At 60.4% G+C, this 26,377-nt stretch carries 40 protein-coding genes and 1 pseudogene; 6 read left to right on the top strand and 35 right to left on the bottom strand.

What is annotated here, in order from left to right:
* Nucleotides 1–55: 55 nt before the first annotated feature.
* Nucleotides 56–997 (bottom strand): alpha/beta fold hydrolase, encoded by a 942-nt coding sequence (locus tag MOV61_RS12420; RefSeq protein WP_247136770.1) that lies wholly within the window; start codon nt 995–997, stop codon nt 56–58.
* A gap of 330 nt (nt 998–1,327) precedes the next feature.
* Between MOV61_RS12420 and MOV61_RS12415 the strand changes: the two genes are divergently transcribed.
* Nucleotides 1,328–1,642 carry a DUF1883 domain-containing protein gene (locus MOV61_RS12415; RefSeq protein ID WP_038585897.1) on the top strand — a complete coding sequence of 105 codons (315 nt, stop codon included), beginning with the start codon at nt 1,328–1,330 and terminating at the stop codon, nt 1,640–1,642.
* A gap of 18 nt (nt 1,643–1,660) precedes the next feature.
* Here the strand turns inward: MOV61_RS12415 and MOV61_RS12410 are convergent, their stop codons facing one another.
* Together MOV61_RS12410 and MOV61_RS12405 are read right to left on the bottom strand one after the other, a co-directional pair.
* Nucleotides 1,661–2,977 carry a replication-associated recombination protein A gene (locus MOV61_RS12410; protein ID WP_038542214.1) on the bottom strand — a complete coding sequence of 439 codons (1,317 nt, stop codon included), beginning with the start codon at nt 2,975–2,977 and terminating at the stop codon, nt 1,661–1,663.
* The gene (locus MOV61_RS12405) at nt 2,974–4,374 is read right to left on the bottom strand and encodes a DegQ family serine endoprotease (RefSeq protein ID WP_247136781.1); all 1,401 of its coding nucleotides are present in this window, start codon (nt 4,372–4,374) and stop codon (nt 2,974–2,976) included. Before MOV61_RS12405 ends, MOV61_RS12410 begins: the two co-directional genes overlap by 4 nt.
* Before the next feature lie 135 nt (nt 4,375–4,509).
* On the opposite strand from MOV61_RS12405, the gene MOV61_RS12400 reads away from it, so the two are divergent.
* Complete coding sequence (locus tag MOV61_RS12400; RefSeq protein WP_038542208.1) at nt 4,510–4,890, top strand: YkvA family protein; 381 nt, start codon at nt 4,510–4,512, stop codon at nt 4,888–4,890.
* Between the two features lie 37 nt (nt 4,891–4,927).
* Nucleotides 4,928–5,290, top strand: coding sequence for a lysozyme inhibitor LprI family protein (locus tag MOV61_RS12395; RefSeq protein WP_408962377.1), 363 nt, complete (start codon nt 4,928–4,930; stop codon nt 5,288–5,290).
* A 50-nt stretch (nt 5,291–5,340) separates the two neighbouring features.
* Here the strand turns inward: MOV61_RS12395 and MOV61_RS30455 are convergent, their stop codons facing one another.
* Nucleotides 5,341–5,748: a DUF433 domain-containing protein gene (locus tag MOV61_RS30455; protein ID WP_309493806.1), complete on the bottom strand. Its 408-nt coding sequence runs from the start codon at nt 5,746–5,748 to the stop codon at nt 5,341–5,343.
* 97 nt (nt 5,749–5,845) lie between these two features.
* Nucleotides 5,846–7,681, bottom strand: coding sequence for a dihydroxy-acid dehydratase (gene ilvD, locus MOV61_RS12385; RefSeq protein WP_247136769.1), 1,836 nt, complete (start codon nt 7,679–7,681; stop codon nt 5,846–5,848).
* 220 nt (nt 7,682–7,901) lie between these two features.
* Between ilvD and MOV61_RS12380 the strand changes: the two genes are divergently transcribed.
* Nucleotides 7,902–8,090: a DUF1902 domain-containing protein gene (locus MOV61_RS12380; protein ID WP_046601444.1), complete on the top strand. Its 189-nt coding sequence runs from the start codon at nt 7,902–7,904 to the stop codon at nt 8,088–8,090.
* Between the two features lies 1 nt (nt 8,091).
* On the opposite strand, the gene MOV61_RS12375 is transcribed toward MOV61_RS12380, so the two are convergent.
* The gene (locus MOV61_RS12375; protein WP_247136768.1) at nt 8,092–8,502 is read right to left on the bottom strand and encodes a DUF4112 domain-containing protein; all 411 of its coding nucleotides are present in this window, start codon (nt 8,500–8,502) and stop codon (nt 8,092–8,094) included.
* Nucleotides 8,503–8,711: 209 nt separating this feature from the next.
* Between MOV61_RS12375 and msrP the strand changes: the two genes are divergently transcribed.
* Nucleotides 8,712–9,656 carry a protein-methionine-sulfoxide reductase catalytic subunit MsrP gene (gene msrP, locus MOV61_RS12370; RefSeq protein ID WP_247136767.1) on the top strand — a complete coding sequence of 315 codons (945 nt, stop codon included), beginning with the start codon at nt 8,712–8,714 and terminating at the stop codon, nt 9,654–9,656.
* 2 nt (nt 9,657–9,658) lie between these two features.
* A complete protein-coding gene (gene msrQ, locus MOV61_RS12365; RefSeq protein ID WP_247136766.1) occupies nt 9,659–10,324 on the top strand; it encodes a protein-methionine-sulfoxide reductase heme-binding subunit MsrQ in 666 nt (221 codons plus the stop codon).
* 108 nt (nt 10,325–10,432) lie between these two features.
* Here the strand turns inward: msrQ and MOV61_RS12360 are convergent, their stop codons facing one another.
* From MOV61_RS12360 to MOV61_RS12220, 29 genes and pseudogenes are all read right to left on the bottom strand, one after another.
* A complete protein-coding gene (locus MOV61_RS12360; RefSeq protein WP_247136765.1) occupies nt 10,433–11,014 on the bottom strand; it encodes a DoxX family protein in 582 nt (193 codons plus the stop codon).
* Between the two features lie 174 nt (nt 11,015–11,188).
* Nucleotides 11,189–11,614: a 50S ribosomal protein L17 gene (gene rplQ, locus MOV61_RS12355; RefSeq protein WP_007766870.1), complete on the bottom strand. Its 426-nt coding sequence runs from the start codon at nt 11,612–11,614 to the stop codon at nt 11,189–11,191.
* Nucleotides 11,615–11,749: 135 nt separating this feature from the next.
* Entirely contained in the window at nt 11,750–12,760 is a 1,011-nt protein-coding gene (locus tag MOV61_RS12350) for a DNA-directed RNA polymerase subunit alpha (protein ID WP_038542179.1), read from the bottom strand.
* A gap of 181 nt (nt 12,761–12,941) precedes the next feature.
* On the bottom strand, nt 12,942–13,331 hold the full coding sequence (gene rpsK / locus MOV61_RS12345; protein ID WP_007766864.1) for a 30S ribosomal protein S11: 390 nt from the start codon (nt 13,329–13,331) through the stop codon (nt 12,942–12,944).
* A 121-nt stretch (nt 13,332–13,452) separates the two neighbouring features.
* On the bottom strand, nt 13,453–13,821 hold the full coding sequence (gene rpsM, locus MOV61_RS12340; protein WP_037084707.1) for a 30S ribosomal protein S13: 369 nt from the start codon (nt 13,819–13,821) through the stop codon (nt 13,453–13,455).
* 239 nt (nt 13,822–14,060) lie between these two features.
* Nucleotides 14,061–14,711: an adenylate kinase gene (locus tag MOV61_RS12335; RefSeq protein WP_038542174.1), complete on the bottom strand. Its 651-nt coding sequence runs from the start codon at nt 14,709–14,711 to the stop codon at nt 14,061–14,063.
* Nucleotides 14,708–16,048: a preprotein translocase subunit SecY gene (gene secY / locus MOV61_RS12330; protein ID WP_038542171.1), complete on the bottom strand. Its 1,341-nt coding sequence runs from the start codon at nt 16,046–16,048 to the stop codon at nt 14,708–14,710. Before secY ends, MOV61_RS12335 begins: the two co-directional genes overlap by 4 nt.
* Nucleotides 16,049–16,288: 240 nt before the next feature.
* Nucleotides 16,289–16,768, bottom strand: a complete 480-nt coding sequence (gene rplO, locus MOV61_RS12325; RefSeq protein ID WP_038542167.1) for a 50S ribosomal protein L15 — start codon at nt 16,766–16,768, stop codon at nt 16,289–16,291.
* Between the two features lie 16 nt (nt 16,769–16,784).
* Nucleotides 16,785–16,997: a 50S ribosomal protein L30 gene (rpmD, locus tag MOV61_RS12320; RefSeq protein ID WP_037084714.1), complete on the bottom strand. Its 213-nt coding sequence runs from the start codon at nt 16,995–16,997 to the stop codon at nt 16,785–16,787.
* An 11-nt stretch (nt 16,998–17,008) separates the two neighbouring features.
* Nucleotides 17,009–17,578, bottom strand: a complete 570-nt coding sequence (gene rpsE / locus MOV61_RS12315; protein WP_038542164.1) for a 30S ribosomal protein S5 — start codon at nt 17,576–17,578, stop codon at nt 17,009–17,011.
* A gap of 151 nt (nt 17,579–17,729) precedes the next feature.
* A complete protein-coding gene (rplR, locus tag MOV61_RS12310) occupies nt 17,730–18,092 on the bottom strand; it encodes a 50S ribosomal protein L18 (RefSeq protein ID WP_024164298.1) in 363 nt (120 codons plus the stop codon).
* A gap of 12 nt (nt 18,093–18,104) precedes the next feature.
* Entirely contained in the window at nt 18,105–18,638 is a 534-nt protein-coding gene (gene rplF, locus MOV61_RS12305) for a 50S ribosomal protein L6 (protein WP_247034003.1), read from the bottom strand.
* Between the two features lie 43 nt (nt 18,639–18,681).
* The gene (rpsH, locus tag MOV61_RS12300; protein WP_038542158.1) at nt 18,682–19,080 is read right to left on the bottom strand and encodes a 30S ribosomal protein S8; all 399 of its coding nucleotides are present in this window, start codon (nt 19,078–19,080) and stop codon (nt 18,682–18,684) included.
* A 12-nt stretch (nt 19,081–19,092) separates the two neighbouring features.
* Nucleotides 19,093–19,398 carry a 30S ribosomal protein S14 gene (gene rpsN / locus MOV61_RS12295; RefSeq protein WP_007770129.1) on the bottom strand — a complete coding sequence of 102 codons (306 nt, stop codon included), beginning with the start codon at nt 19,396–19,398 and terminating at the stop codon, nt 19,093–19,095.
* Between the two features lie 33 nt (nt 19,399–19,431).
* Nucleotides 19,432–19,989 carry a 50S ribosomal protein L5 gene (gene rplE / locus MOV61_RS12290; RefSeq protein WP_038542155.1) on the bottom strand — a complete coding sequence of 186 codons (558 nt, stop codon included), beginning with the start codon at nt 19,987–19,989 and terminating at the stop codon, nt 19,432–19,434.
* Complete coding sequence (gene rplX / locus MOV61_RS12285) at nt 19,982–20,290, bottom strand: 50S ribosomal protein L24 (RefSeq protein WP_038542152.1); 309 nt, start codon at nt 20,288–20,290, stop codon at nt 19,982–19,984. The genes rplE and rplX overlap by 8 nt, the downstream gene beginning before the upstream one ends.
* A 12-nt stretch (nt 20,291–20,302) precedes the next feature.
* Nucleotides 20,303–20,671: a 50S ribosomal protein L14 gene (gene rplN / locus MOV61_RS12280; RefSeq protein WP_007770138.1), complete on the bottom strand. Its 369-nt coding sequence runs from the start codon at nt 20,669–20,671 to the stop codon at nt 20,303–20,305.
* A gap of 234 nt (nt 20,672–20,905) precedes the next feature.
* The gene (rpsQ, locus tag MOV61_RS12275; protein ID WP_037084728.1) at nt 20,906–21,142 is read right to left on the bottom strand and encodes a 30S ribosomal protein S17; all 237 of its coding nucleotides are present in this window, start codon (nt 21,140–21,142) and stop codon (nt 20,906–20,908) included.
* Nucleotides 21,143–21,153: 11 nt separating this feature from the next.
* Complete coding sequence (rpmC, locus tag MOV61_RS12270; RefSeq protein ID WP_007770142.1) at nt 21,154–21,354, bottom strand: 50S ribosomal protein L29; 201 nt, start codon at nt 21,352–21,354, stop codon at nt 21,154–21,156.
* Nucleotides 21,355–21,366: 12 nt separating this feature from the next.
* Nucleotides 21,367–21,780: a 50S ribosomal protein L16 gene (gene rplP / locus MOV61_RS12265; protein WP_007770145.1), complete on the bottom strand. Its 414-nt coding sequence runs from the start codon at nt 21,778–21,780 to the stop codon at nt 21,367–21,369.
* Nucleotides 21,781–21,818: 38 nt separating this feature from the next.
* Nucleotides 21,819–22,559, bottom strand: coding sequence for a 30S ribosomal protein S3 (gene rpsC, locus MOV61_RS12260; protein ID WP_007770147.1), 741 nt, complete (start codon nt 22,557–22,559; stop codon nt 21,819–21,821).
* Nucleotides 22,559–22,948, bottom strand: coding sequence for a 50S ribosomal protein L22 (rplV, locus tag MOV61_RS12255; protein ID WP_247034005.1), 390 nt, complete (start codon nt 22,946–22,948; stop codon nt 22,559–22,561). Before rplV ends, rpsC begins: the two co-directional genes overlap by 1 nt.
* Nucleotides 22,949–22,950: 2 nt before the next feature.
* The gene (gene rpsS / locus MOV61_RS12250) at nt 22,951–23,229 is read right to left on the bottom strand and encodes a 30S ribosomal protein S19 (RefSeq protein ID WP_007770151.1); all 279 of its coding nucleotides are present in this window, start codon (nt 23,227–23,229) and stop codon (nt 22,951–22,953) included.
* Nucleotides 23,230–23,244: 15 nt separating this feature from the next.
* Nucleotides 23,245–24,081 (bottom strand): 50S ribosomal protein L2, encoded by an 837-nt coding sequence (gene rplB, locus MOV61_RS12245; RefSeq protein ID WP_046636975.1) that lies wholly within the window; start codon nt 24,079–24,081, stop codon nt 23,245–23,247.
* Nucleotides 24,082–24,092: 11 nt separating this feature from the next.
* Nucleotides 24,093–24,386: a 50S ribosomal protein L23 gene (locus tag MOV61_RS12240; protein WP_007761057.1), complete on the bottom strand. Its 294-nt coding sequence runs from the start codon at nt 24,384–24,386 to the stop codon at nt 24,093–24,095.
* Nucleotides 24,383–25,003: a 50S ribosomal protein L4 gene (rplD, locus tag MOV61_RS12235; protein WP_037084733.1), complete on the bottom strand. Its 621-nt coding sequence runs from the start codon at nt 25,001–25,003 to the stop codon at nt 24,383–24,385. The genes MOV61_RS12240 and rplD overlap by 4 nt, the downstream gene beginning before the upstream one ends.
* A 13-nt stretch (nt 25,004–25,016) precedes the next feature.
* Entirely contained in the window at nt 25,017–25,658 is a 642-nt protein-coding gene (gene rplC, locus MOV61_RS12230) for a 50S ribosomal protein L3 (protein ID WP_037084734.1), read from the bottom strand.
* Nucleotides 25,659–25,695: 37 nt separating this feature from the next.
* Complete coding sequence (gene rpsJ / locus MOV61_RS12225) at nt 25,696–26,004, bottom strand: 30S ribosomal protein S10 (protein ID WP_003547547.1); 309 nt, start codon at nt 26,002–26,004, stop codon at nt 25,696–25,698.
* A 262-nt stretch (nt 26,005–26,266) separates the two neighbouring features.
* Nucleotides 26,267–26,377, bottom strand: a pseudogene (locus MOV61_RS12220) (elongation factor Tu); the annotation flags it as partial.

Raw genomic sequence — 26,377 nt, 5'->3', positions numbered from 1 at the left:
GCGCCTGAAAAGATGAGGCGATGCCGACTTTCGACCGGCATCGCGTTTAGCGGTTTCACTTCTTGACCTGTTCCGCCCAGTTCGGCGCATTGCTCTTGCCATCCAGGAAGGGCAGCACGGTCGGCACCAGGGCCGGCGACGCGAAGGCCTCGTAGTGGGTAAGATCGGGCAGGATCGCCAGCCGGTTCTTCGGCATGTTCTCGCGCATCCAGCCCGCATCCTTCAGGCCACCGCCGAGCTTGTGATAGAATTCGACGATGTGCTCCGGGCGGATCATGTCACTGTCGCCGAAGACCAGCATGACCGGCATGGTCAACTTCGCGACCGCATCGGAGAAATCGTAATCCCGGCGCATCAGGTCGCCCATCGCGTCGAGGAGCCGCGGGAATTCGGAGACATCCGGCGCTACCGCCTTGTAGGAGATGAACATCGGCGTCTCCTTCATCATCTCGGCCATGGCACCGCTGACGGCTTCCTGCTGGGGGATCATTTCCGGGAAGAAGCCGTTCTTGGCAAAGGGTGCCGAGGCGATGACGAGCCGCCGTACCTTTTCGGGTGACTGTGCGGCCATCTGCAGGCCGACGCCGCCGCCCATGGAATAACCCAGCACATCGATCTGCCCGTAGCCGAGTTCGGAGACGATCTTGCCCATGTCGGCGCCCATGGCTTCCAGGCTGAACGGCCGCTTGCCGAGCGACGTGCGGCCATGACCCTGGAGGTCGACGCCGATGACCTGGCGGTGCTGCGTCAGCGCCGGCATGATCGGCGCGAACATATCGACGGAGCCCAGACCGCCATGAAGCAGCAGCAGCGGTTCGCCCTCCCCGCGGATCTCGTAATAATAGTTGATGCCGCCGACCTCGACATAGCCCTTCTTCGACGGCTCGGCGGCGATCGCCTGAGGTGTGGCCGCTTTCGGTTGCTGCGCTTCGGCCGGAGCCGGAACGAACGATGCGACGACGGCTGCAATTGCGGTGGCCAATATCCTGATCGACATGATGTCCTCCTCGATGGATTGGTAGGTGATGCCCCAAGGACGAAGAGGATAAGCCCGGGCCGACAATCCACGCCGAAATTTCTTCGCGCAAAAGAAAGTCCCGCCGCGAGGAGACGGCGGGACAGGTAGATTGGAGGTCAAAGTATTATTCTTGTGCGGCGGCTGCAGGGGACGAAAGCCGCCTGATTGTCTTCGGCGCGGCCTAGGGATATGCCGGCCGAAGCTGGTCTTCACGGAAGTAAACACACGGGAAACCGCAATGTTCCACTATTCGTTAACGACGTATTGTTAAGATTGATGAACTTCTATGCTGGCATCAATGAGGCAGGAATGGCCGTACCGAATTTCCGCTTTACCCACTACGACTTGAAGCCGCAGCGCGCGGGGACGACGATCGAGGTGACGTTGAATGCGGTCAACAATGTGCGCCTGATGAATGCCGCCAATTTCCAGCGCTTCACGGAACTGCTCGATTTCAAATATGTCGGCGGCATCGCCAAACGATCCCCTATCCGCCTGGTCATCCCGGAGGCGGGCCATTGGCACGTCATCGTCGACATGGAAGGCCATCACGGTCTGGCGGAATCCTCCGTTAGGCTGATCGGAGCGCCGGCCAACGTCGTGGCTCAAAAACACGCCTCTTGATCGGCTGCCAGAAGAGTTTCACTTCGGATTTCGTTCCTTGCGAAGCTTGGCCCACCAGTCGAGCCGTTTGCGGATGTCGCGCTCGAAGCCGCGTTCCGGCGGATCATAGAACGTCTGCCGGCCCATCTTTTCCGGAAAATAGTCCTGGCCTGAAAAGGCGTCCGGCTCGTCGTGATCGTAGCGGTAACCCTCGCCATATCCCTCGCCCTTCATCAGCTTGGTCGGGGCATTGAGGATGTGCTTGGGCGGCAGGAGCGAGCCGTTTTCCTTGGCGGCGCGTGTGGCCGCCTTGAAGGCGGTATAGACCGCATTGGATTTCGGCGCGGTCGCCAGATAGACGCAGGCCTGCGCAAATGCCAGCTCGCCTTCCGGCGAACCGAGATAGTCGTAGGCATCCTTGGCGGCGTTGCAGACGACCAGTGCCTGCGGATCGGCAAGGCCGATATCCTCGATGGCCATGCGCACCAGCCGGCGGCCGAGATAAAGCGGGTCCTCGCCGGCATCGAACATCCGCGCCAGATAATAAAGCGCCGCATCCGGGTCCGAGCCGCGCACCGACTTGTGGAGCGCCGAGATCAGATTGTAGTGGCCGTCCTGCGCCTTGTCGTAGACCGGCGCGCGGCGCTGGACGATCTGGGTGAGGCCGGTCGTATCGAAGACCTCCCCTTCCCGCGCGGCGCGCCAGACCTCTTCGGCAAGCGTCAGCACGGCGCGGCCGTCGCCATCCGCCATGCGGATCAGGCTGGCCCGGGCGTCGTCGTCGAGCGGCAGCGGCTTGCCTTCGGCCTGTTCGGCGCGGGTGAGAAGCTCGCTCAGGCTCTCTTCGTCATGGCTGCGGAAGGTCAGCACCCGGGCACGCGACAGAAGAGCGGCGTTGAGTTCGAAGCTCGGGTTTTCGGTGGTCGCACCGACCAGGATGACGGTGCCGTCCTCCATAACGGGTAGGAAACTGTCCTGCTGGGCACGATTGAAGCGATGGATCTCATCGACGAACAGCAGCGTCTGGCGACCGTCCATGCGGCGCAGGCGGGCGGTCTCGAACACTTTCTTCAGGTCCGCGACGCCGGAGAAGATCGCCGAGATTTGCTCGAACGCCAGCCCCGCCTCGCCCGATAGCAGCCGTGCGACTGTGGTCTTGCCGGTGCCGGGCGGTCCCCAGAAAATCATCGAGCCGAGCGAACCCGAGTCGATCATTCGGCGTAGCGCGCCATCTTCGCCGGTCAGGTGCGGCTGACCAGTGACTTCGGCAAGCGACTTCGGCCGCAGGCGGTCGGCGAGCGGCCGCCGGTTGGCGACCTCTTCCGGGACCTTCGGCGCGAAGAGATCACCGCTCATCGAAAGAACTGCCTGATACGCTGGCCGTCGCGCTCGATCTCGACCCGCCAGAAACCCGGATCATCGTTGAGCATGGCTTCCATGCCCTTGGTGCTGGTGACGGCAGTGCCGTTGAGCGAGATCAGGATGTCCTTCGGCTGGAAGCCCAGGCGCGCAGCGGGAGAGTTGCGCGTCACGTCGGTCACGATCACGCCGCTCTTTTCGGCCGGAATGTGCAGCTCGGTCGCGAGCTTCGGCGAGAGGTTGGCGATCCTCAGGCCGGCGAAGGGATTGCGGCCCTCGACAAGCCGCTCGTCGCGCGGCGTGGTTTCCGGCGCAGTGTTGAGTGCGAGGTTCACCTGCCGCTGGCCGTCCGCCGTCTGGACGGTGAGCGTCGCCTGCTTGCCGAGACCGGCGGTCGTCAGCCGGTAACCGAGCGCATCCGGATGCTCGACCGCAATGCCGTTGACGGCGATGACCACTTCACCGGGCTTGAGGCCGGCGTTGTCCGCCGGTCCACCCTCGACAACGCGGGTCACCAGAGCGCCGCGCGCGGTCTTGAGGCCGAGCGCTTCGGCGACATCCGAATTGACCGCATCGAAGCTCGCGCCGACGAAGGGGCGTTCGAAGCTCTTCTTGCCCTCGGAAGCCGCCGCCAGAAAGACTTTGACGAGATTGGCGGGGATCGCAAAACCGATGCCGTTCGAACCGCCGCCGCGCGAAAAGATCGCGGTGTTGATGCCGATCAGCTCGCCGTTCATGTTCATCAAGGCGCCGCCGGAATTGCCCGGATTGATCGAAGCGTCGGTCTGGATGAAGAAGCCGAAATCGCCCGTGGTGATCTGGTTGCGGGCAAGTGCGGAGACGATCCCGCTCGTCACTGTCTGGCCGACGCCGAACGGATTGCCGATCGCCAGCACGAGGTCGCCCACCTCGACGCGATCGGAATCGGCGACCGGCAGCACAGGGAAGTGCTCCTTCGACTTGATCCTGAGCACCGCAAGATCGACACTCTCGTCCTTCAGCACGACATCGCAGGGGAATTCGCGGCCATCCGCAAGCGCGATCTTGATGTCGTCGGCACCTTCGATGACGTGGTTGTTGGTGACCACGAGGCCGTCTGCCGCGAGGATCACGCCGGAGCCGAGCGACGACTGCTTTTCCGAACGGTTCGGCATGCGCTGGCCGAAGAACTGCTCGAAGAAGGGGTCCCCTGCAAACGGATTGAGGCGCTGCACGACCCGCTCGGCATAGACGTTGACGACGGCGCCGGCGGTCTGCTTGACCAGCGGCGAGAAGGAGAGCTGCATTTCCTGGCGGCTCTGTGGCACCACCTTGTCCTGGGCGAGTGCCGCGACTGGCATCAGGAGAGCGAGAGCGAGAAGGCCGGTCGTCACGCATTTCGGCATGGTCAGCATGTAAGTCCTCATTTGAGAAAATCCGGATCGATTTGTAGCGTGGAAAACTAGAAAGGAAAGGTGGCGGAACAACGGAGATTGTGGCGAAAACCGTCAACCTTTTTCCCTATATAGGGTCAAAATCGGGAGAAAAACATGAGCTGGCTGACGGGTTTGAAAGGCTGGGCAAAACGGCTGAAACGCGACATTCTGGCGTTATGGCTCGCTTCGCGCGACCGCCGCGTGCCGTGGCACGCCAAGCTGGTGGCCGGCGCGGTCGCAGCCTACGCGCTGTCGCCGATCGACCTCATTCCCGACTTTATCCCCATTCTCGGTTATCTGGACGATCTGCTGATCGTGCCGCTCGGCATTCTCCTTGCGATCAAGCTAGTGCCCGCGCCGCTGATGAGCGAGTTCCGCAGCCAGGCCGAACGTTGGGCCGAAAGACCCACGAGCCGCACCGGCCTCGCCTTCATCCTTTCCATCTGGTTCTGCTGTCTCGTCTTCGCTCTCTGGAGCCTCTGGGAACTGAGCTGATCTCCAGGCGTTGCGCATCGAGATCAGGAGTGCAGCCATGAGACATTTGACCATCGCCATCGCCTCGATGGGCCTTCTTATCGGCCTGACGGTCGGAGCCAGTCCTCGGACCGCGTCGGCAGCGAGCTTCGACTGCGAGCGCGGCGATCTTGCCGCCGACGAGAAGGTGATCTGCGACACGCGCACGCTCAACGACGCCGACGTGAAGATGGTGACGAGTTTCGATATCCTCACCGGCCTGATGGCAATGGGAAACCGCGGCAAACTACAGGACGAACAGAGCGCCTGGCTGAAGAAACGCCAGGCCTGCGGCGAGGATGTCGAATGCATCCGGTCAGCTTATGCCGAGAGGCTGAAGCAGCTGGACGAGGCGTATAAGAATTTGAACCGGCCGCTTTAGGAGTTTTCGCCCTGACCACTCGGCGTTACGGCGAGAATGTCGCGCTCGGCTCAAAGATCGGCATAGGCCTTTCGATCCTCGTCGCTACCCCACTCATCGAACGTGGCAAAGGGATCGTCGACCGATGGGAAAGCACGGGAGATCAGCACGCGGCCATCTGGCTCGAGCGTGTAAACAGGCTCATCGCCCTTCCGAAGCTTCAGGGTTGTACAATCGGGCTGTGGAATGGTCGCTTGTGCATCGCTTAGCGCGATATGATCGCTTTGACGGGCGGCGTATTCGAGCGCGGCAACAATGTCTGGCGCTTCCAGCGACGGGTGGTCTTCCAGAATTTCTTCCTGCGTTGCGCCTGAAGCCAACAGTTCCAGGACATCTTTCACCCGGATGCGCAGCCCGCGGATTGTCGGGGGTCCCGAACAGACGTGCGGATCAAAAGTGATGCGATGAAGCTCGGACATTTCTCATCCCTCGGGCAACATGAGCATCAGAATAGCACAAAGCGCCGACTGGTGAACCGGACGGCGCCTCGTGATTTTTCAACTCAGCTGCCGTGTCTTACTCCGGCAGAATCCGCACCGCGCCTTTGTCAGCACTTGCCGCAAACGCGGCGTAGGCCTTCAGCGCGGTGGTGACGTTGCGCTTACGGGGCTGCGACGGCTTCCAGCCGGAGGCGTCCTGCTCTTTGCGGCGCTCGGCGAGGACGGCGTCCGAAACCGCGAGGTTGATTGTGCGGTTCGGGATGTCGATCTCGATCTTGTCGCCTTCGCGCACCAGGCCGATCGTGCCGCCATTAGCCGCTTCCGGGGAAGCGTGGCCGATCGACAGGCCGGAGGTGCCGCCGGAGAAACGGCCGTCGGTGATGAGGGCGCAGGCCTTTCCGAGGCCCTTCGACTTCAGGTAGCTGGTCGGATAGAGCATTTCCTGCATGCCCGGACCGCCCTTCGGGCCTTCGTAGATGATGACCACGACGTCGCCGGCGACGATCTCGTTGGAGAGGATCGCCTTGACGGCGGCATCCTGGCTTTCAAAAACGCGGGCCGGACCGGTGAACTTCAGGATCGAGTCGTCGACGCCGGCCGTCTTCACGATGCAGCCATCGATGGCGATATTGCCCTTGAGAACCGCCAGGCCGCCGTCCTTTGAGAATGGATGTTCGACGGAGCGGATGACGCCTGCCTCGCGGTCGGTGTCGAGCTCGTCCCAGCGGGCGTCCTGGCTGAAAGCGACCTGGGTCGGGATGCCGCCAGGTGCTGCGCGGAAGAAGTTGCGGACCGCCTCGCTGCTGGTGCGGGTGATATCCCAGCGGTCGATCGCATCGCCGAGCGTTTCGGCATGCACCGTGTAGCACTCGCGGTTGAGTAGACCGCCCTTATCCAGTTCGCCGAGGATCGACATGATACCGCCGGCGCGGTGGACGTCTTCCATATGAACGTCGGCCTTGGCCGGCGCGACCTTGGAGAGGCACGGGACGCGGCGCGAGAGCTGGTCGATATCGTCGAGGTTGAAATCGACCTCGCCTTCATAGGCGGCGGCGAGGATGTGCAGGACGGTGTTGGTGGAGCCCCCCATGGCGATGTCGAGCGTCATGGCGTTCTCGAAAGCCTGCTTGGTGGCAATCGAGCGCGGCAGGACGGAATAGTCGTCCTGCTCGTAATGACGGCGGGCGATATCGACGATCAAATGACCGGCCTCCACGAACAGGCGCTTGCGGTCGGCATGGGTCGCGAGCACCGAGCCATTGCCGGGCAGCGACAGACCGAGCGCTTCGGTCAGGCAGTTCATCGAATTGGCGGTGAACATGCCTGAGCACGAGCCGCAGGTCGGACAGGCCGAACGTTCGATGACCTTGACGTCCTCGTCGCTCATCTTGTCGTCGGCGGCGGCAACCATGGCGTCGATCAGGTCGAGCGAATGGGTTTTGCCCTTCAGCACCACCTTGCCGGCTTCCATCGGGCCGCCGGAGACGAAGACGGCCGGTATGTTGAGGCGCATCGCTGCATTCAGCATGCCGGGGGTGATCTTGTCGCAGTTGGAGATGCAGACCATGGCGTCGGCGCAGTGGGCGTTGACCATGTATTCGACCGAGTCGGCGATGATTTCGCGCGACGGCAGCGAATAGAGCATGCCGTCATGGCCCATGGCGATGCCGTCGTCGACGGCGATCGTGTTGAATTCCTTGGCGACGCCGCCTGCCGCTTCGATCTCGCGGGCGACGAGCTGGCCTAAATCCTTCAGGTGCACATGGCCGGGCACGAATTGGGTGAAGGAGTTGACCACCGCAATGATCGGCTTGCCGAAGTCGCTGTCCTTCATGCCCGTCGCGCGCCAAAGCCCGCGCGCGCCGGCCATATTGCGGCCGTGGGTCGTGGTTCTCGAGCGGTAAGCTGGCATGGTGTTGTCCTCGATCTCTTCTTGCGGGCCGGCACAGTCTACCGCTTTCGGGAGACGCGCGCAAAAAGCCCGTGGTTTTGTGGCTTTCCTAGCGCAAAGCGCCCGGAGTGTCACTATCACGACAGGCCAAAGCGGTACGGTTGGGAAGACCTACAGAAACCGAAATTGTGTTCCCGATCCCAAACCTCTATATTAATTTCAACGCCGCCTGGAGAAAGCAATGACCTCCATCATGTCGATCATCGTTCACGCCACCTGGGACGAGGAAGCCTCCGTGTGGGTCGCGACGAGCAACGATATCGAGGGATTGGCTGTTGAAGCCGATACCATGGAAGAGCTTGAACCAAAGGTGAAAGCCGCGCTCGCCGACTTGATTGAGCTTAACGGCACCTCATCTCTGCTTCACTAGTTCACCTCTCCCGCAGTTCATCCGGATGGATATCGAAGTGGTCGAGGATCATCTTGACGTTGCGGCGGTGCGATTTGAAGAAAAGGTCGAAGACATCGCCCGCCAGCGGTACGCTGCCGAGCAAGGAGTCCGCGGCAATGTTGCCGAGCATCCGGGTAAGCTTTGCGGTCGGCAGGCCGAGCTTTCGGGCTTCGTTGACGATGTAAAGGCCGACCAGCGCGCCGCCCGCATCGCCGACGAGCGGGATGAGGCCGAAGACCGAATCGGCGCCGAAACGGATGCGGGTGCCGGGAATGCCGATTGCCGTATCCATCAGCCGCGCAATGCCCGAAAGGCGGCGCAGGCGCCGTAGTCTCTCAGTGCGGTCGGCGAGGGTTTCGTGGCTTCCGGCATCCCATGTGCGTGCCGTCATCGGCAATCTCCTCCTGCCGGGCGAATGGCCCTGCGATGAGAACTGAAGAACTCGAAATGGGGTTCCATCGACGGCATTTCCATCCGCAAACCTCCGGTTTTTCACGCAAACGTGGTTCGAACCAATCTTCCCGCCGCTGTGAAACCTTTCGGTTCCGCGTTACGTATAGGAGCAAGAAGGCACTCGTTGCCGTAGAGGAGATTTTCGACATGCCCGCCTATCGTCCGCCGCATATTCCGGCTTCTGAAATCACCCCCCGCGATATCTACATGTCGCGCCGGAATTTTATGGGCGCTGCGGCCGCAGCCGGGCTTGCCTTTGCAGGAGCCGACAGCGCTTTTTCCGCGCCGCTGACGGCCAGCCCCAGCGCCTTCAAGCTGGACGAGACGCCGACGCCGAAGGAGGCGGTCACCACCTACAATAATTTCTATGAGTTCGGCGTCAACAAGGAAGATCCGGCCGCCAATTCCGGCGACTTCAAACCGACGCCGTGGTCGGTGAAGGTGGATGGAATGGTCGGCAAGCCGAAGGAATTCGGGCTTGAGGAACTGATGAAGATGACCCTCGAGGACCGCACCTACCGGATGCGCTGCGTCGAGGGCTGGTCAATGGTGATCCCGTGGATCGGCTTCCCGCTATCTGCCCTTCTCGACCAGGTCGAACCACTCGGCAGCGCCAAATACGTCGCATTCGAAACCGTAGTGCGACCGGAGCAAATGCCGGGCCAGAAGGGCTTTTTCCAGGCGCTGCCCTGGCCCTATGTCGAAGGCCTGCGGCTCGACGAGGCGCGCCACCCGCTGGCGATCCTCGCGGTCGGCCTTTACGGCGAGACGCTGCCGAACCCCAACGGGGCGCCGATCCGGCTCGTCGTGCCGTGGAAATACGGTTTCAAGAGCATCAAGTCGATCGTCAAGATTTCGCTGGTCGAGAAGCAGCCGCAAACCACCTGGAAGAATGCCAACGCCCGCGAATACGGCTTCTATTCCAACGTCAATCCGGCAGTCGACCACCCGCGCTGGAGCCAGGCGACGGAACAGCGGATCGGCGAAAGCGGCTTCTTCGGTGCCAACCGCCGCCCCACGCTGCCCTTCAACGGTTATGCGGACCAGGTAGCAAGCCTTTATGACGGCCTCGACTTGAAGGCGAATTATTGAGGATGGCGAGCTTTCCTACCCTGCCCCGCCGCTATCACAAGGCAAGCGTCTGGGCACTCTACGTCATCGGGCTCGTTCCGGCTGCCTGGTACTTTTACCTCGGGTTGACCGGTGGCCTCGGCTTCAATCCGGTCAAGGAGTTCGAACATCAGCTCGGCATCTGGGCGCTGCGGTTCATCATCGCAACGCTCGCGATCATGCCGCTGCGCGATCTCGCCGGCATCAACTGGATCCGTTATCGCCGAGCGCTCGGGCTGATCGCTTTCTATTACGTGCTCCTGCATTTTTCGGTCTATGTGTCGCTCGACCTGCGTTTCGATTTCAGCGCGGTGGGCGGCGATATCGCCAAACGGCCCTATATCACCATCGGGTTTGCCTGCCTGCTGATGCTGATCCCGCTTGCGGTCACCTCCAACAACTGGTCGATCCGAAAGCTCGCCCAGGGCTGGAACAAGCTGCACAAGCTGATCTACCTGATCGCCGCCGGCGGCGCGCTCCACTATGCGCTGGCGGTCAAGTCCGTGACATTGGTGCCGTTCATGCATATCGGGTTGATTGCCCTGCTGCTGGCCTATCGATCCCTCAGACGGCCGGTCCTGAATTGGAAAAGGGCCAATAACAAACCGGTAAAACCCGTGGCCTCGCAGAGGGCAAGGCAGAACGGCTGACGCGAAGGGCGAATCGAGCGCCTCGGCATTTTAACGGATGCCCCCTCAACGCACGGAGCCGGATCCATCGATCCGGCTCCTTTCATGTTCAAGGTCTTTGAGGCCCGCTCAGAAATGCTTGCGGAACAGCAGCCGGTCGAGCGACAGGTACCCTCCTCCAAAGGCGGCGTAGAGGAAGGCGCCGCCTGTCCAGAACAGCGAAGCCAGTTCTGCCTTGCTCTGAACCTGTTCCAGGAAGATGTGACCGCCATCCTTCAGCCGCGCCAATGCCTGCGGCGTAAACAACTGCTGGCCGCCGGCCTTCAGCGCCTCAATGCCGGCCGGGGTCAGGAAAGCGTCGCCATAGGGATGGGTGACGTGGAACCAGAGGGTCATGGCCAGCATCACGCCGTTAGCGAGCGCAATGGGGCGGGTGAACAGGCCTGCTGCGATGAACATGCCGCCGAAGAATTGCAGGGCGGCCAGGAAGGGCGACCAGAACCAGCCCGGATACATGCCGATATTTTCGACGAAGCCTACCTGCGCCAGCGGCGCAATGATCTTCGGCCATCCCTCGATTACCAGCATGCCGCCGACCGCCAGCCGGAATATGCTCCAGGCCATGGGCTGCGCCAGCTTCTCATAGATAGGGGCCAAAGCGGGAATGACGAGTTCGTCTTTCGCATTTTCAAAAACTACATGCTCAACCATTTTCGTACCTCACGATCTTGTCTCAATGCCGAGACCCTATCGCTTTGGCCGGGTGAGCTCTTGACGCAGGTCAAGCCGTTCGATCGATCGGTAAGGTCGCCACCATAGTTGGCCGGAAACGCGAAAAAGCCGGGCGTCTCCACCCGGCTTTTTCAATTCCGACGATGCGGAAAATTATGCGGCTTCGGCAGCGTCTGCTTCAGCAGCAACACGAGCCTTGTCGGCTGCGCCCTTGGCGTCGACATCGCGTTCAACGAACTCGATAACGGCCATGGCAGCGTTGTCGCCCTGGCGGAAGCCGGCCTTCATGATACGCAGGTAACCGCCGTTGCGGGTTGCGTAACGCGAAGCGATGGCGTCGAACAGCTTCTTGACGGCGTCCTGGTCCTGGATCTGCGAGATCGCCTGACGACGAGCGTGCAGGTCGCCGCGCTTGCCGAGGGTGACGAGCTTTTCAACGATCGGACGGATTTCCTTCGCCTTCGGAAGGGTCGTGACGATCTGCTCGTGGGTGATGAGCGAAGCCGCCATGTTGGCGAACATCGCCTTGCGGTGGCTGGCAGTACGGTTGAGCTTGCGGCCGGCTACTCCGTGGCGCATGGCTATTCTCCTTTAATGCAGGTACCCATCTATTTTCGGGCCTGCCGTTTCCTGGCACATACGGGCACTCATCTCTTTCGATCAGAGGCCCGCTGTTTGACGGGGAAAGGCAGTCAAAACCTGCCTTTGTTGATTTCAGTACTGGTCTTCGTAACGCTTGGCGAGATCTTCGATGTTTTCCGGCGGCCAGGCGGGAACTTCCATACCCAGATGGAGGCCCATGGATGCCAGAACTTCCTTGATCTCGTTCAGCGACTTGCGACCAAAATTCGGAGTGCGCAGCATTTCCGCCTCGGTCTTCTGGATGAGGTCGCCGATATAAACGATGTTGTCGTTCTTCAGGCAGTTGGCCGAACGGACCGAAAGTTCCAGTTCGTCCACCTTCTTGAGAAGCGCCGGGTTGAACGCGAGTTCGGTAACCGATTCTTCTTCGACGTCCTTCTGCGGTTCGTCGAAGTTGACGAAGACCGAGAGCTGGTCCTGAAGGATGCGAGCAGCGAAGGCAACGGCGTCTTCACCCGTGACCGAGCCATCGGTGTCGATGGTCATGGTCAGCTTGTCGTAGTCGAGAACCTGACCTTCGCGGGTGTTTTCCACCTTGTAGGACACTTTCTTGACCGGCGAATAGAGGCTGTCGACCGGGATCAAGCCGATCGGAGCATCTTCGGCACGGTTGCGATCGGCAGGAACGTAGCCCTTGCCGTTGTTGACCGTGAATTCCATGCGGATCTCGGCGCCCTCGTCGAGGGTGCAGATGACATGGTGCGGGTTGAGGATCTCGATATCGCCAACCGTCTGGATGTCGCCGGCGGTTACCGAGCCCGGGCCCTGCTTGCGCACGACCATGCGCTTTGCGTCGTCGCCATCCATCTTGATGGCGATTTCCTTGATGTTGAGCACGATGTCCGTCACATCCTCCCGGACGCCCGGGATCGAGGAGAACTCATGCAATACGCCGTCGATCTGCACGGCGGTTACAGCCGCACCGCGCAGAGACGACAGAAGCACGCGACGAAGCGCGTTGCCGAGCGTCAGGCCGAAGCCGCGCTCGAGAGGTTCGGCAACCAGGGTTACCTTGGTACGGCCGGAGGAGGAGAATTCCACCTTGTTCGGCTTGATCAGTTCCTGCCAGTTCTTCTGGATCATCACTAAATACCTTCCGTTCGTTGCCACCATCCAATCGTGGCAACCGAGCATGAGGAGCACCGATCGAAACGATGTCCATCGGCGATATGGGTAAAGCCGCCGAACCTCCAGGGAGGGTCAGGCGGCTATTCCCGAGTTCAGACAGAGGCCACCCGCCGGTAGCCCCTTCGCTTTCCGACGATCAGACGCGGCGCTTCTTGCGCGGGCGGCAGCCGTTGTGCGGGATCGGGGTCACGTCGCGGATCGAGGTGATCATGAAGCCGGCAGCCTGCAGAGCGCGTAGAGCCGATTCACGGCCGGAACCCGGACCGCAGACTTCGACTTCCAGCGACTTCATGCCATGTTCCTGAGCCTTCTTGGCGCAGTCTTCGGCAGCGATCTGAGCTGCGAACGGGGTCGACTTGCGCGAACCCTTGAAGCCCTTCGCACCAGCAGACGACCAGGCAATTGCATTGCCCTGCGCGTCGGTGATGGTGATCATCGTGTTGTTGAAGGTAGAATTGACGTGGGCAACGCCCGACGTGATATTTTTACGCTCGCGTCTACGGACGCGGGTGGCTTCCTTGGCCATTTTATCCCTTTCGTTGATCTCTGCACCGCCGTAATTCCAGCGGCTCCACCTCAGGTGAGCAATCGTTAGTCGCTAGTGAGCAGGACTAATCACCGCTCACTAATCACTGCTCACTTGAAAATTACTTCTTCTTACCAGCGATCGCCTTTGCCGGACCCTTGCGGGTGCGGGCATTGGTGTGCGTGCGCTGACCGCGGACCGGAAGGCCACGGCGATGACGCAGGCCGCGATAGCAGCCGAGGTCCATCAGACGCTTGATGTTCATCGCGGTTTCGCGACGAAGGTCACCTTCGACCTGATAGTCGCGGTCGATGGTTTCGCGGATCTGAAGGATTTCCGAGTCCGTCAACTGATGGACGCGCTTTTCAGCCGGAAGACCGACCTTCTCCATGATTTCCGATGCGAATTTCGGGCCGATCCCGTGAATGTAGGTCAGCGCGATGACAACGCGCTTCGCAGTCGGGATGTTGACGCCAGCGATACGTGCCACGCCTATTCTCCTTGTTCCAGTTGCCATCCGGCAAGTGGTACTTCTTCCATGAAAGCAGCCAGATCTATGGCCGCCAGTTCAAACACCATACGGAACAGGTCAAAACGACCGGTCTCGGATGTCCTTGCGGGAAATCCGCGCCGATCGCTAAAGCTGTCGCGAGTTGGCGCGGTGTTTAACGGAATCAGTGCTGAAATGCAACCGCTCCGCCCAAGATTCTTTAACAGATCGATGACGGCTCAAAGAGCCGCCAGGATATTTTCGATATCGGACGTGACTTTGTCCATGTCCGCCATGCCGTCGACAGCCTTGAGCTTGCCCTTGGCATGGTAATAACCGATCAGCGGCGAGGTTTCCTTGTAGTAGACCTCGAGGCGCTTGGTCATGGTCTCGGCATTGTCGTCCGGACGGCGCTTGAAATGCGTCGAACCGCATTTGTCGCAGACGCCTTCCTGGGACGGCTTTTTGTCCGTGTCGTGGTAGACCGTGCCACACTGGGCGCAGGAATAACGGCCGGAGACGCGACGCACGAGTTCCTTGTCGTCGACACGCAGTTCGATGACGACCGAAAGATCAAGACCCTTGGCCTTCAGCATCGCCTCGGTCGCGTCCGCCTGCACAAGCGTGCGCGGGAAGCCATCCAGGATGAAGCCATTGGCGCAGTCGGGCTGGTCTATACGCTCGGAGACGATCGCATTGACGATTTCGTCGGAGACAAGGTTGCCGGCGTCCATGACGGCCTTGGCGCGCTTGCCGACTTCCGTCTCGGCGGCCACCGCTGCACGCAGCATATCGCCCGTGGAGAGCTGCGGGATACCGTGCTTCTCCACGATCCGCTGGGCCTGGGTCCCCTTCCCCGCACCCGGCGGCCCTAAAAGAATCAATCTCATCGTCCCCTCTTTCCTCCGCGCAGTTTCGACTTCTTGATCAGACCCTCATACTGCTGCGCAATGAGGTGCCCCTGAATCTGTGCTACCGTATCGAGGGTTACACTGACAACAATCAAAAGCGAAGTCCCACCAAGGGCTAATGGCACGCCGGTGCGGGCCACCAGGAATTCAGGCAGGATGCAGACGAAGACAAGGTAGACCGCGCCGATGACCGTGATTCGGGTCAGCACGTAATCGATGTATTCGGCGGTGCGCTCGCCAGGACGGATGCCCGGAATGAAGCCGCCATGCTTTTTCAGATTATCGGCGGTATCCTTCGGATTGAAGACGATCGCCGTGTAGAAGAAGGCAAAGAAGGCGATCAGCAGGCCGTAGAACAGCATGAACAGCGGCTGGCCGTGGCCGAGCGCCGAGATGATCATCGTCGCCCAGCCCGGCAGACCGGAATTGCCGGCAAAGCCCGCGGCAGTCGCCGGCAGAAGCAGCAGCGAGGAGGCGAAGATCGCCGGGATGACGCCCGAAGTGTTGAGCTTCAGCGGCAGGTGCGACGTATCGCCCTGGAACATGCGGTTGCCGACCTGGCGCTTCGGATACTGGATCAAAAGGCGGCGCTGGGCGCGTTCGACGAAGACGATCAGCGCGATAACGCCGATGGCGACGACCAGCACGGTGAGAATCAGTGCGGTCGGCAGAGCGCCGGTGCGACCGAGTTCCAGCGTGCCGGCAAGCGCCGTCGGCAGGCCGGCGGCAATGCCGGAGAAAATGATCAGCGAAATGCCGTTGCCGATGCCGCGCGACGTAATCTGCTCACCGAGCCACATCAGAAACATGGTGCCGCCCAGCAGCGTGACGACCGTCGAAAGCTTGAAGAACCAGCCCGGATCGACCACCAGGCCCTGGCCACTTTCGAGGCCGGCCGCGATGCCATAGGCCTGCAGCGTGCCGAGCAGCACCGTTCCGTAGCGGGTATACTGGTTGATGATCTTGCGGCCGGCTTCGCCTTCCTTCTTGAGGTTTTCAAGCGAAGGGACGACCGAGGTCATCAGCTGCACGATGATCGATGCGGAAATATAGGGCATGATGCCGAGCGCGAAGATCGCCATGCGCTCCACTGCACCGCCCGAAAACATGTTGAAAAGTCCGAGGATGCCGCCAGCCTGGCCGCGGAAGGCCTGCGCATAGGCTTCGGGGTTCAAGCCCGGAAGCGGGATATGGGTGCCGAGGCGATACACGAGAAGTGCCGCAAGGGTGAACCAAAGCCGCTTCTTGAGATCCTCCGCCTTGGCGAAGGTCGCAAAATTCAGATTGGAGGCAAGTTGTTCCGCTGCAGAAGCCATGCAATTCTCCGCCCGACCAATTCTCCGGCGGCGGGGGAAATGCCAGGTCCGGAAAGCAGTCTAAAAATTCAGGTTCACAAAAACCGGGCGCGCGAGATTGCCAATGCAATCGGATGCCTCACCCTGTTTTCCGTATGATCCCGGTCAGGCGACCAACAGGATCGCTTCGGGATCGTGAGGCTCACATATGGAGATAAAATCGCCCGGTGTGAAGCACAAACCGGGCGATTTCTAAACGATTTATTCGGCTGCTGCTTCGGCTACGACGAGCAGCTTGATCGAAGCGCCGGCCTTTTCGATCTTTTCGACGGCAGCCTTGGAGGCGCCGGCGACTTCGATCGAAACCTTGGTCGTCAGCTCGCCGTCGGCGAGGAGGCGAACGCCGTCCTTGGGGCGACGGATGACGCCGGCAGCCTTGAGGGCAGCCGCATCGATCGTTGCCTTCGGGTCGAGCTTCTTGGCATCAATCGCGGTCTGGATACGGCCGAGCGAAACGACGGCGTAGTCAGTCTTGAAGATGTTGGTGAAGCCGCGCTTCGGCAGGCGACGATAGATCGGCATCTGGCCGCCTTCGAAGCCCTTGATCGCCACGCCAGAACGGGCCTTCTGACCCTTCACGCCGCGACCGCCGGTCTTGCCCTTGCCCGAACCGATACCGCGACCTACGCGGATACGGTCCTTGGAAGAGCCTTCGTTGTCCTTGATCTCATTCAGTTTCATGGTCAATTCCTCCGTCTCACTTCTCGTCGACGACGCGAACGAGATGCTGGACAGCCCGGATCATGCCACGAACGGAAGGAGTATCTTCCAGCGTACGGGTCCGGTGCATCTTGTTGAGGCCGAGACCGATCAGCGTCTGACGCTGGACGGCCGGGCGGCGGATGGGGCTACCGGTCTGCTCGACCGTAACCGTCTTCTTGGCTTCTGCCTGAGTGGCTTTCTTGGCCATTATCGCTCTCCTTATTCTTCCTGCGCATTGCCGGAAGCGGCGCGGCGAGTCTGCAGCGTTGCATACTTGATGCCGCGCTGAGCTGCTACGTCCTTCGGATGCACCTGATGCTTCAGGGCGTCGAACGTTGCGCGAACCATGTTGTACGGGTTCGACGAACCGGTCGACTTGGCGACGACGTCATGGACGCCGAGCGTTTCGAATACGGCGCGCATCGGGCCGCCGGCGATGATGCCGGTACCAGCCTTGGCCGAGCGCAGCAGAACCTTGCCGGCGCCGTGGCGGCCGTTGACATCGTGATGCAGCGTACGGCCATCACGCAGGGGAACGAAGATCAGATCGCGCTTTGCGCTTTCGGTCGCCTTGCGGATGGCTTCCGGCACTTCGCGTGCCTTGCCATGGCCGAAGCCGACGCGGCCCTTCTGGTCGCCGACGACGACGAGGGCTGCAAAACCAAAACGACGGCCGCCCTTGACGACTTTGGCGACGCGGTTGATCGCGACCAGCTTGTCGACGAACTCGCTATCGCGCTCTTCGCGGCTCTGGCGATCTTCGCGCTGGCCTCTTCTTTCTTGTGCCATTGTTCTTTTCCTTTTTCTTTTCCGGGTGCAATGGGCAATTTCCGGGAGCCAACCATCCCCTGCCCACGAAGGACTAGGATGGAACGACTTATGAGTGCGGCGAACCGCATTTCGCCCGCCTCCCCTATTTCAGGGATGCGGGCGAAAATTCTTAGAAGCTCAGGCCGCCTTCGCGGGCAGCTTCGGCCAGGGCCTTGATACGGCCGTGATAGATGAAGGCGCCGCGATCGAACACGACTTCCGTCACGCCGGCCTTGGTGGCGCGTTCTGCAACCAGCTTGCCGACAGCGGCAGCAGCCGCAACGTCAGCACCGGTCTTCAGCGACGTGCGCAGACCGGCATCGAGGGTGGAGGCGGCAGCAAGCGTGCGGCCGGCCACGTCATCGATGACCTGGACATAGATGTTCTTGGACGAACGGTGAACCGACAGACGCGGACGGCCATTTGCGACCTTCTTGATCTGGCGGCGAACACGGCTCGCACGCTTGGTGAGTGCTTCTTTTCTGGTAGCCATGATCCGTCGTCCTTACTTCTTCTTGCCTTCCTTGCGGACGATCCGTTCCTCAGCGTACTTGACGCCTTTGCCCTTGTAAGGCTCTGGACCGCGGTATTCGCGGATTTCCGCGGCAACCTGACCGACCTGCTGTTTATTGATGCCGGTGACGACGATTTCCGTCGGCTTCGGCACGGCAATGGTGATGCCTTCCGGGGTCTGGTAGACCACGTCGTGAGAAAAACCGAGCGCCAGCTGCAGGTTCTTGCCCTGCAGGGATGCGCGGTAACCGACGCCGTTGATTTCAAGCTTGCGCTCGAAACCGTCCTTCACACCCTTGAAGATGTTTTCGATCATCGTGCGGGACATGCCCCACTTCGAACGAGCATCCTTGCTGTCGTTGACCGGGGTCACCGAGACAGCATTGTTTTCGAGTTCCAGCTTGATTTCGTCGTTTGCGACGAAGAAAAGCTCACCCTTCGGGCCCTTGGCAGTCACTTTCTGGCCATCAACAGTGGCCGTGATCCCTGCAGGAACCTGAACGGGCTTTTTACCGATACGAGACATGTTTCAATCCTGTCTGTTCGCTATGGAGTTCCCCTACCCTGCCTTAGAAGACAGAGCAGAGAACCTCGCCACCAACGTTCTGTTCGCGAGCCTGGTGATCGGCCATCACGCCCTTCGGAGTCGAAAGGATGGTGATGCCGAGGCCGTTCGCGACCTGCGGAATGGACTTTACCGAGACATAGACCCGGCGGCCCGGCTTGGACACGCGGCCGATCTCACGGATCACCGACGCGCCTTCGTAGTACTTGAGTTCGATTTCGATCTCGGCCTTGCCGTTACCGAAGTCGATTTCCGAATAACCGCGGATATAGCCTTCAGCCTGCAGGACGTCGAGAACGCGTGCACGCAGCTTGGAAGCAGGCGTGGAAACGGTCGACTTGCGGCGGGCTGCGCCGTTGCGGATACGGGTGAGCATATCGCCCAAGGGATCAGTCATGGTCATCTAACGATCTCCTTACCAGCTCGACTTGACGATGCCCGGCACCTTGCCGAGATTGCCGAGCTCACGAAGCGCGATACGCGACATCCTGAGCTTGCGATAGAAAGCGCGCGGGCGACCGGTGACTTCGCAACGGTTGCGGATACGCGTCTTCGAGCCATCGCGCGGCAGAGAAGCGAGCTTCAAAGTTGCCTTGAACCGTTCTTCGATCGAAAGTTCCTGGTTCATGATGGTAGCCTTCAGGGTCGCACGCTTGGCGGCCTGGTTGGCAACTGTCTTGCGGCGGCGCTTGTTCTTTTCAACTGCGCTGGTTTTCGCCATATGGGAGTTCCTTCTAAACGCTCGTCGTTACGGTTACTGGCGGAACGGGAAGTTGAACTCTTTCAAGAGAGCCCGTGCTTCGTCGTCCTTGGTAGCCGTCGTGCAAACGATGATGTCCATGCCCCACATCTGATCAACCTTGTCGTAGTTGATCTCTGGGAACACAATGTGTTCCTTGATGCCCATGGCGAAGTTGCCACGGCCGTCAAAGCTTTTCGGGTTCAGGCCGCGAAAGTCGCGAACGCGCGGGAGCGCGATGTTGATCAGACGGTCCAGGAATTCGTACATGCGGGCGCCGCGAAGCGTGACCTTGGCACCGATCGGCATGAATTCGCGAACCTTGAAGCCCGCGATGGAATTCCGTGCCTTGGTGATGACCGGCTTCTGGCCAGCGATGGCAGCCAGGTCGGCAGCAGCCACGGAAGGCTTCTTCGAGTCAGCCGTCGCTTCGCCAACACCCATGTTGATGACGATCTTGTCCAGCTTGGGGATCATCATGTCGTTTGCGAAGGAGAACTGCTCCTTCAGCGCGGCGCGGATGCGGGAATTGTATTCCGCCTTGAGCCGCGGCTCATACTTTGCCTCAGCCATCGATCACATCTCCCGTACGCTTGGCTACACGCACCTTCTTGCCGTCGACGACGGAGAAGCCAACGCGGGTCGGCTTGCCGTCTTTCGCGGCGATCGCGATGTTCGACAGGTGAATGGACGCTTCCTTGTTGATGATGCCGGCTTCCTGCGTCTGAGACTGACGCTGGTGGCGCTTCACCATGTTGATGCCACGCACGACGGCGCGGTCTTCCTTCGGCATAACCTGAAGGACTTCGCCGGTACGGCCCTTGTCCTTGCCGGCGAGTACGACGACGCTGTCGCCCTTCTTGATCTTGTTCATCGCATGAGCTCCTTACAGTACTTCCGGAGCCAGCGAGATGATCTTCATGTGGTTCTTGGCGCGAAGTTCGCGCGGAACCGGTCCGAAGATACGGGTGCCGATCGGCTCTTTCTTGTTGTCGATGAGGACCGCTGCGTTGTTGTCGAAGCGGATGACGCTGCCGTCCGGACGACGGATGTCCTTGGCGGTACGCACAACAACCGCCTTCATCACGTCACCCTTCTTGACGCGGCCGCGCGGGATGGCTTCCTTGATCGAAACGACAATGATGTCGCCGATGGAAGCGTACTTGCGCTTGGAGCCGCCCAGCACCTTGATGCACATGACACGACGTGCGCCGGAATTATCCGCCACGTCGAGGTTTGTTTGCATCTGAATCATGTCAGGTCGCCTTTTTCTAATGACCGGAACGACCGGGCGTCAAAGACGCCCCGTTTCGGCTTATGGACAGAATCTCATTGTGCGCGGGTGGGTCTTGCCAAGGTGGTTTCCTTAAAAGGACCTTCCCTGCGCTCAAAGCAAAAGAACGCTCGTTTCCGAGCGTCCTGCGCCAGTGGGGTGCTTCTTACAGGATTCTACGCCGGGCGCAAGGCCCAGACGCAGGTCCGAAGCAAATTAAGCCTGGGCGGAAACAACCGTCCAGGTCTTGTCCTTGGAGATCGGTGCGCATTCCTCGATGGAAACGACATCACCTACCTTGTACTGGTTGTTCTCGTCATGCGCCTTGTACTTCTTGGAACGGCGGACCGTCTTCTGAAGCAGCGGATGCGCGAAGCGGCGCTCGACCCGGACAACAACGGTCTTCTCGTTCTTGTCGGAAACTACGACGCCCTGCAGAATGCGTTTCGGCATATTATTTTTCCTTAGGCCTTGGCTTCTGCCGCCTTCTGGCGGGCAATGGTTTTCACGCGGGCGATGTCCTTGCGAACTTCGGTGATGCGCGAGGACTTCTCGAGCTGGCCGGTGGCCTTCTGGAAGCGCAGGTTGAACTGCTCCTTCTTCAGGTCGGCGAGCTTGTCCTTGAGCTGGTCGGCCGTGAGGCCGCGAACGTCTTCGGCTTTCATGTGCCTTGCTCCTTACTCTGCGATGCGCTGTACGAAGCGCGTCTTGACCGAGAGCTTGGCAGCACCGAGACGAAGCGCCTCGCGGGCGAGCTCCTCGGAAACACCGTCGATCTCGAACATCATGCGGCCGGGCTTGACCTTGCAGGCCCAGTATTCGACGCCGCCCTTACCCTTACCCATGCGGACTTCGGTCGGCTTTGCGGTGACCGGAACGTCCGGGAACACGCGGATCCAGACACGGCCGGCGCGCTTCATCGCGCGGGTGATCGCGCGGCGGGCCGCTTCGATCTCGCGGGCGTTGACGCGGTTGGGTTCCTGGGACTTCAGACCAAATTCACCGAAGGCCAGGTCGAAGCCGCCCTTGGCCACACCCTTGATGCGACCCTTGAACTGCTTGCGGTACTTGGTACGCTTTGGCTGCAACATTTTCTTACTTCTCCGAGCTTATCTTTCGCCAGCGTTGATCAAGCGTTTTCGCGGCGGCGATCACCACGGTCACCACGATCGCCGCGTTCGCGGCTTGCGGGACCCTGTGCATCGCCTTCCATGGCGCGACGTTCAGAAGCCATCGGATCGTGCTCAAGGATTTCGCCCTTGAAGATCCAGACCTTGATGCCGCAGATACCGAATGCGGTTTCGGCTTCAGCCGTACCGTAGTCGATGTCTGCACGCAGCGTATGAAGCGGAACGCGACCCTCGCGGTACCATTCGGTACGGGCGATTTCTGCACCACCGAGACGGCCGGCGCAGGTGATCTTGATGCCTTCGGCGCCGAGACGCATGGCCGACTGAACGGCGCGCTTCATCGCACGGCGGAAGGCCACGCGACGCTCGAGCTGCTGGGCGATCGACTGGGCGACGAGCGTCGAGTCGATTTCCGGCTTGCGCACTTCAACGATGTTGAGATGCGTTTCCGAATTGGTCATCGTCGCGATCTTCTTGCGAAGCTTCTCGATGTCAGCGCCCTTCTTGCCGATGATCAGGCCTGGGCGAGCCGAGTGGATCGTGACGCGGCACTTCTTGTGCGGACGCTCGATGACCACCTTGGCGATACCGGCCTGCTTCAGTTCCGACATCAGGTAGGCGCGGATCTTCAGGTCCTCATGGAGGAGCTGACCGTATTCCGCGTTGTCGGCGAACCAACGGCTGTCCCAGGTGCGGTTAATGCCGAGGCGGAAACCGATCGGATTAATTTTCTGGCCCATTATGCAGCCTCCCCTTTTTCCTCGACTTCGCGCACGACGATCGTCAGATGCGAGAAAGGCTTCTCGATCCGCGATGCACGGCCGCGGCCGCGAGCGTGGAAACGCTTCATCACGATCGACTTGCCTACATAGGCTTCCGAAACGATCAACGCGTCGACGTCGAGGTCATGGTTGTTTTCGGCATTGGCGATTGCAGACTCGAGGGTCTTCCTCACCGTGCCGGCGATGCGCTTGCGCGAGAATTCGAGTTCTGCAAGCGCGCGTTCGACCTTCTTACCGCGGATCATGGCGGCAACGAGGTTCAGCTTCTGGGGGCTGACGCGGAGCGTACGCGCAACTGCCTGCGCCTCGTTATCCTTCAGCCGGCGTTCGGTCTTAGCCTTCGCCATGATTACTTCCTCTTCGCCTTCTTGTCCGCGCCGTGACCGTAATAGGTACGGGTGGGAGCGAATTCACCGAACTTGTGTCCGACCATGTCTTCGTTGACGCTGACCGGAATGTGCTTGCTGCCGTTGTAGACGCCGAACGTCAAGCCAACGAACTGCGGCAGGATGGTGGACCTGCGGGTCCACATCTTGATTACTTCACTCCGTCCGCCTTCGCGCACCTTCTCAGCCTTCTTGAGAAGATAGCCGTCAACAAACGGACCTTTCCATACTGAACGAGCCATTAGTGACTTCCTCTCTTACTTCTTGCGCTGGTGGCGCGAACGCATGATGAACTTGTCCGTGGACTTGTTCGAACGTGTGCGCTTGCCCTTGGTCGGCTTGCCCCAGGGGCTGACCGGATGACGGCCGCCCGAGGTGCGGCCTTCACCACCGCCGTGCGGATGGTCGACCGGGTTCATGACGACGCCGCGGTTATGCGGACGCTTGCCGCGCCAGACGGTACGACCGGCCTTGCCGTCGTTGATGTTGCCGTGATCCGGGTTGGATACAGCACCGATCGAAGCCAGGCAGGAGCCCGGTACGAGGCGCTGTTCGCCGGAGTTCAGGCGCAGGATCGCCATACCGGCATCGCGGCCGACGAGCTGAACGTAGGTGCCGGCGGAACGAGCCATCTGGCCACCCTTGCCCGGCTTCATCTCGACGTTGTGAACGATCGAGCCGACCGGGATGTACTGCAGCGGCATAGTGTTGCCGGGCTTTACGTCGACGGCCTTTTCGGACGCGATCACCTTGTCGCCAGCAGCAAGACGCTGCGGAGCCAGGATGTAGGCCTGCTCACCGTCGGTATAGGTGACGAGAGCGATGAAGGCCGTACGGTTCGGGTCGTATTCCAGACGCTCGACCGTGCCTTCGACGTCGAACTTGCGACGCTTGAAGTCGACCAGGCGATAGGTACGCTTGTGACCGCCGCCGATGAAGCGGGCGGTTATGCGGCCGTAGTTGTTGCGACCGCCGCTCTTGGAGAGACCCTCGGTGAGCTTCTTAACGGGCTTACCCTTCCAGAGGCCGGACCGGTCGACGATGACCAGCTGACGCTGGCTCGGGGTCGTCGGGTTGTAGCTTTTCAATGCCATTATCTTATACCTCAGAGACCGGTGGAGACGTCGATCGTCTGACCTTCGGCCAGGGTGACGACAGCCTTCTTGACGTCCTTCTGCTTGCCGATGAAGCCGCGGAACCGCTTCACCTTGCCCTTACGGACAAGCGTGTTGACGGCCGTGACCTTCACACCGAAAAGCGCCTCTACGGCAGCCTTGATTTCCGGCTTGGAAGCAGTCTTGGCAACGTTGAAGACGACCTGGTTCTGTTCGGATACCAGCGTCGACTTTTCGGTGATCGAGGGAGATACGATCACATCATAGTGGCGGATGTCGGTCACTTGAAACGCTCCTCTAGAGCTTCCACCGCAGCCTTGGAAAGCACCAGCTTGCCGCGACGCAGGATGTCGTAAACATTGATGCCCTGAACCGGCAGAACATCGACGTTCGGGATGTTCTGGGCTGCGAGCTTGAAGTTGCTGTCGAGCTCAACGCCGCCGATGAACAACACGTTGGTGAGGCCGAGCGAAGCGAACGAACCGGCAAGCGCCTTGGTCTTTGCTTCGGCGGCAACCAGGTTGTCGACGATGATGATGTCTTCAGCCTTCATCTTTGCAGAGAGGGCGTGACGGAGAGCCAGCGCACGAACCTTCTTCGGAAGGTCATGCTCGTGGCTGCGAACGACCGGGCCGTGAGCCTTGCCGCCGCCGCGGAACTGCGGAGCGCGAGCCGAATGGTGACGAGCGCGGCCCGTACCCTTCTGCTTGTACATCTTGGCACCGGTGCGGGAGACTTCAGCACGACCCTTGGTCTTGTGCGTGCCCTGCTGCTTCTTGGCGAGCTGCCAACGAACCATACGGGCCAGAATGTCTTCGCGGGGATCGAGGCCGAAAATCTCGTCCGACAGGGCTACCTTGCCGGCGTCTTTTCCCTCGAGGGTCTTGACGTTAAATTCCATGTGCTTGGCTCCCTTACTTCGCGGCCGACTTGACGGCATCGCGAACGACGATCCAAGCGCCCTTGGAGCCGGGAACGGCGCCCTTGACGAGGATCAGGCCACGGTTCTCGTCGGTGGAAACGACTTCGAGGTTCTGGGTGGTGATACGCGTCTGGCCCATGTGACCAGCCATGCGCTTGCCCTTCCAGACCTTGCCCGGATCCTGGTTGTTACCAGTCGAACCATGCGAACGGTGCGAAACGGACACACCGTGCGTGGCGCGGAGACCACCGAAGTTATGGCGCTTCATGGCGCCGGCGAAACCCTTACCGATCGAGGTACCGGTGACGTCCACCAGCTGACCCGCCGTGAAGTGACCCGCCGTCAGCTCGGTGCCGACGTCGATCAGATTGTCTTCGGAAACGCGAAACTCGACGAGCTTCGCCTTCGGCTCGACTTCGGCAACGGCGAAATGGCCGCGCAGCGCCTTGGTCGTGTTCTTCACCTTGGCAGTGCCGGCACCCAGCTGAACGGCAGTGTAGCCATTCTTGTCTACGGTGCGCTGAGCCACGACCTGGCAGTTTTCCAACCGCAATACGGTTACAGGGACATGCTCGCCTGCGTCGTTGTAGACGCGCGTCATTCCCACCTTCTGTGCAATTACACCTGAACGCATCGGTTCAATCCTTCTCACTCAGCCCGAGACAGAAGTCTCAGAGCTTGATCTCAACATCGACACCAGCGGCGAGGTCGAGCTTCATCAGCGCGTCCACCGTCTGCGGTGTCGGGTCAACGATATCGAGAAGGCGCTTATGCGTGCGCATCTCGAACTGCTCGCGGCTCTTCTTGTCGATGTGGGGGGACCTGTTAACCGTAAACTTCTCGATGCGGGTCGGAAGCGGAACGGGGCCCCGGACGCTTGCGCCGGTGCGCTTCGCCGTCGACACGATCTCGCGCGTCGACGCGTCGAGAATGCGGTGATCGAACGCCTTCAGGCGAATGCGGATATTTTGGCCGTTCATTCGACGTTATCCTTGTTGTCTGTTTATCCACGTGCCAACCCAATAGGGCACGGGTTGTTCTCTTACCTTAAGGCGGACCACCGGTTTCAAAGATCGAAGGGGACACCGAAATACGGCGTCCCTTTCCAGTCTTCGGGCCTTCGGCCCACCTTGTCTGTTCATTGCCTGCCTCGAACCCGAAGCAGAGGGCAAATCACGCTCGCGCGCCATTTGCTACATTTTTGTGTCATACGCAAGCGGCCAAGGCCGCCTGCGTTAAAACTTACTCGACGATCGAGGCGACGATGCCGGCGCCGACGGTGCGGCCGCCTTCGCGGATTGCGAAGCGCAGCTTTTCTTCCATCGCGATCGGGTTGATCAGCGTCACCTTAAC

The organism is Neorhizobium sp. BETTINA12A, from assembly GCF_023006485.1.
Taxonomy (GTDB): domain Bacteria; phylum Pseudomonadota; class Alphaproteobacteria; order Rhizobiales; family Rhizobiaceae; genus Neorhizobium.
The sequence above is the reverse complement of the archived record's forward strand: the minus strand, read 5'-3'. Positions and strand labels throughout refer to the sequence as shown.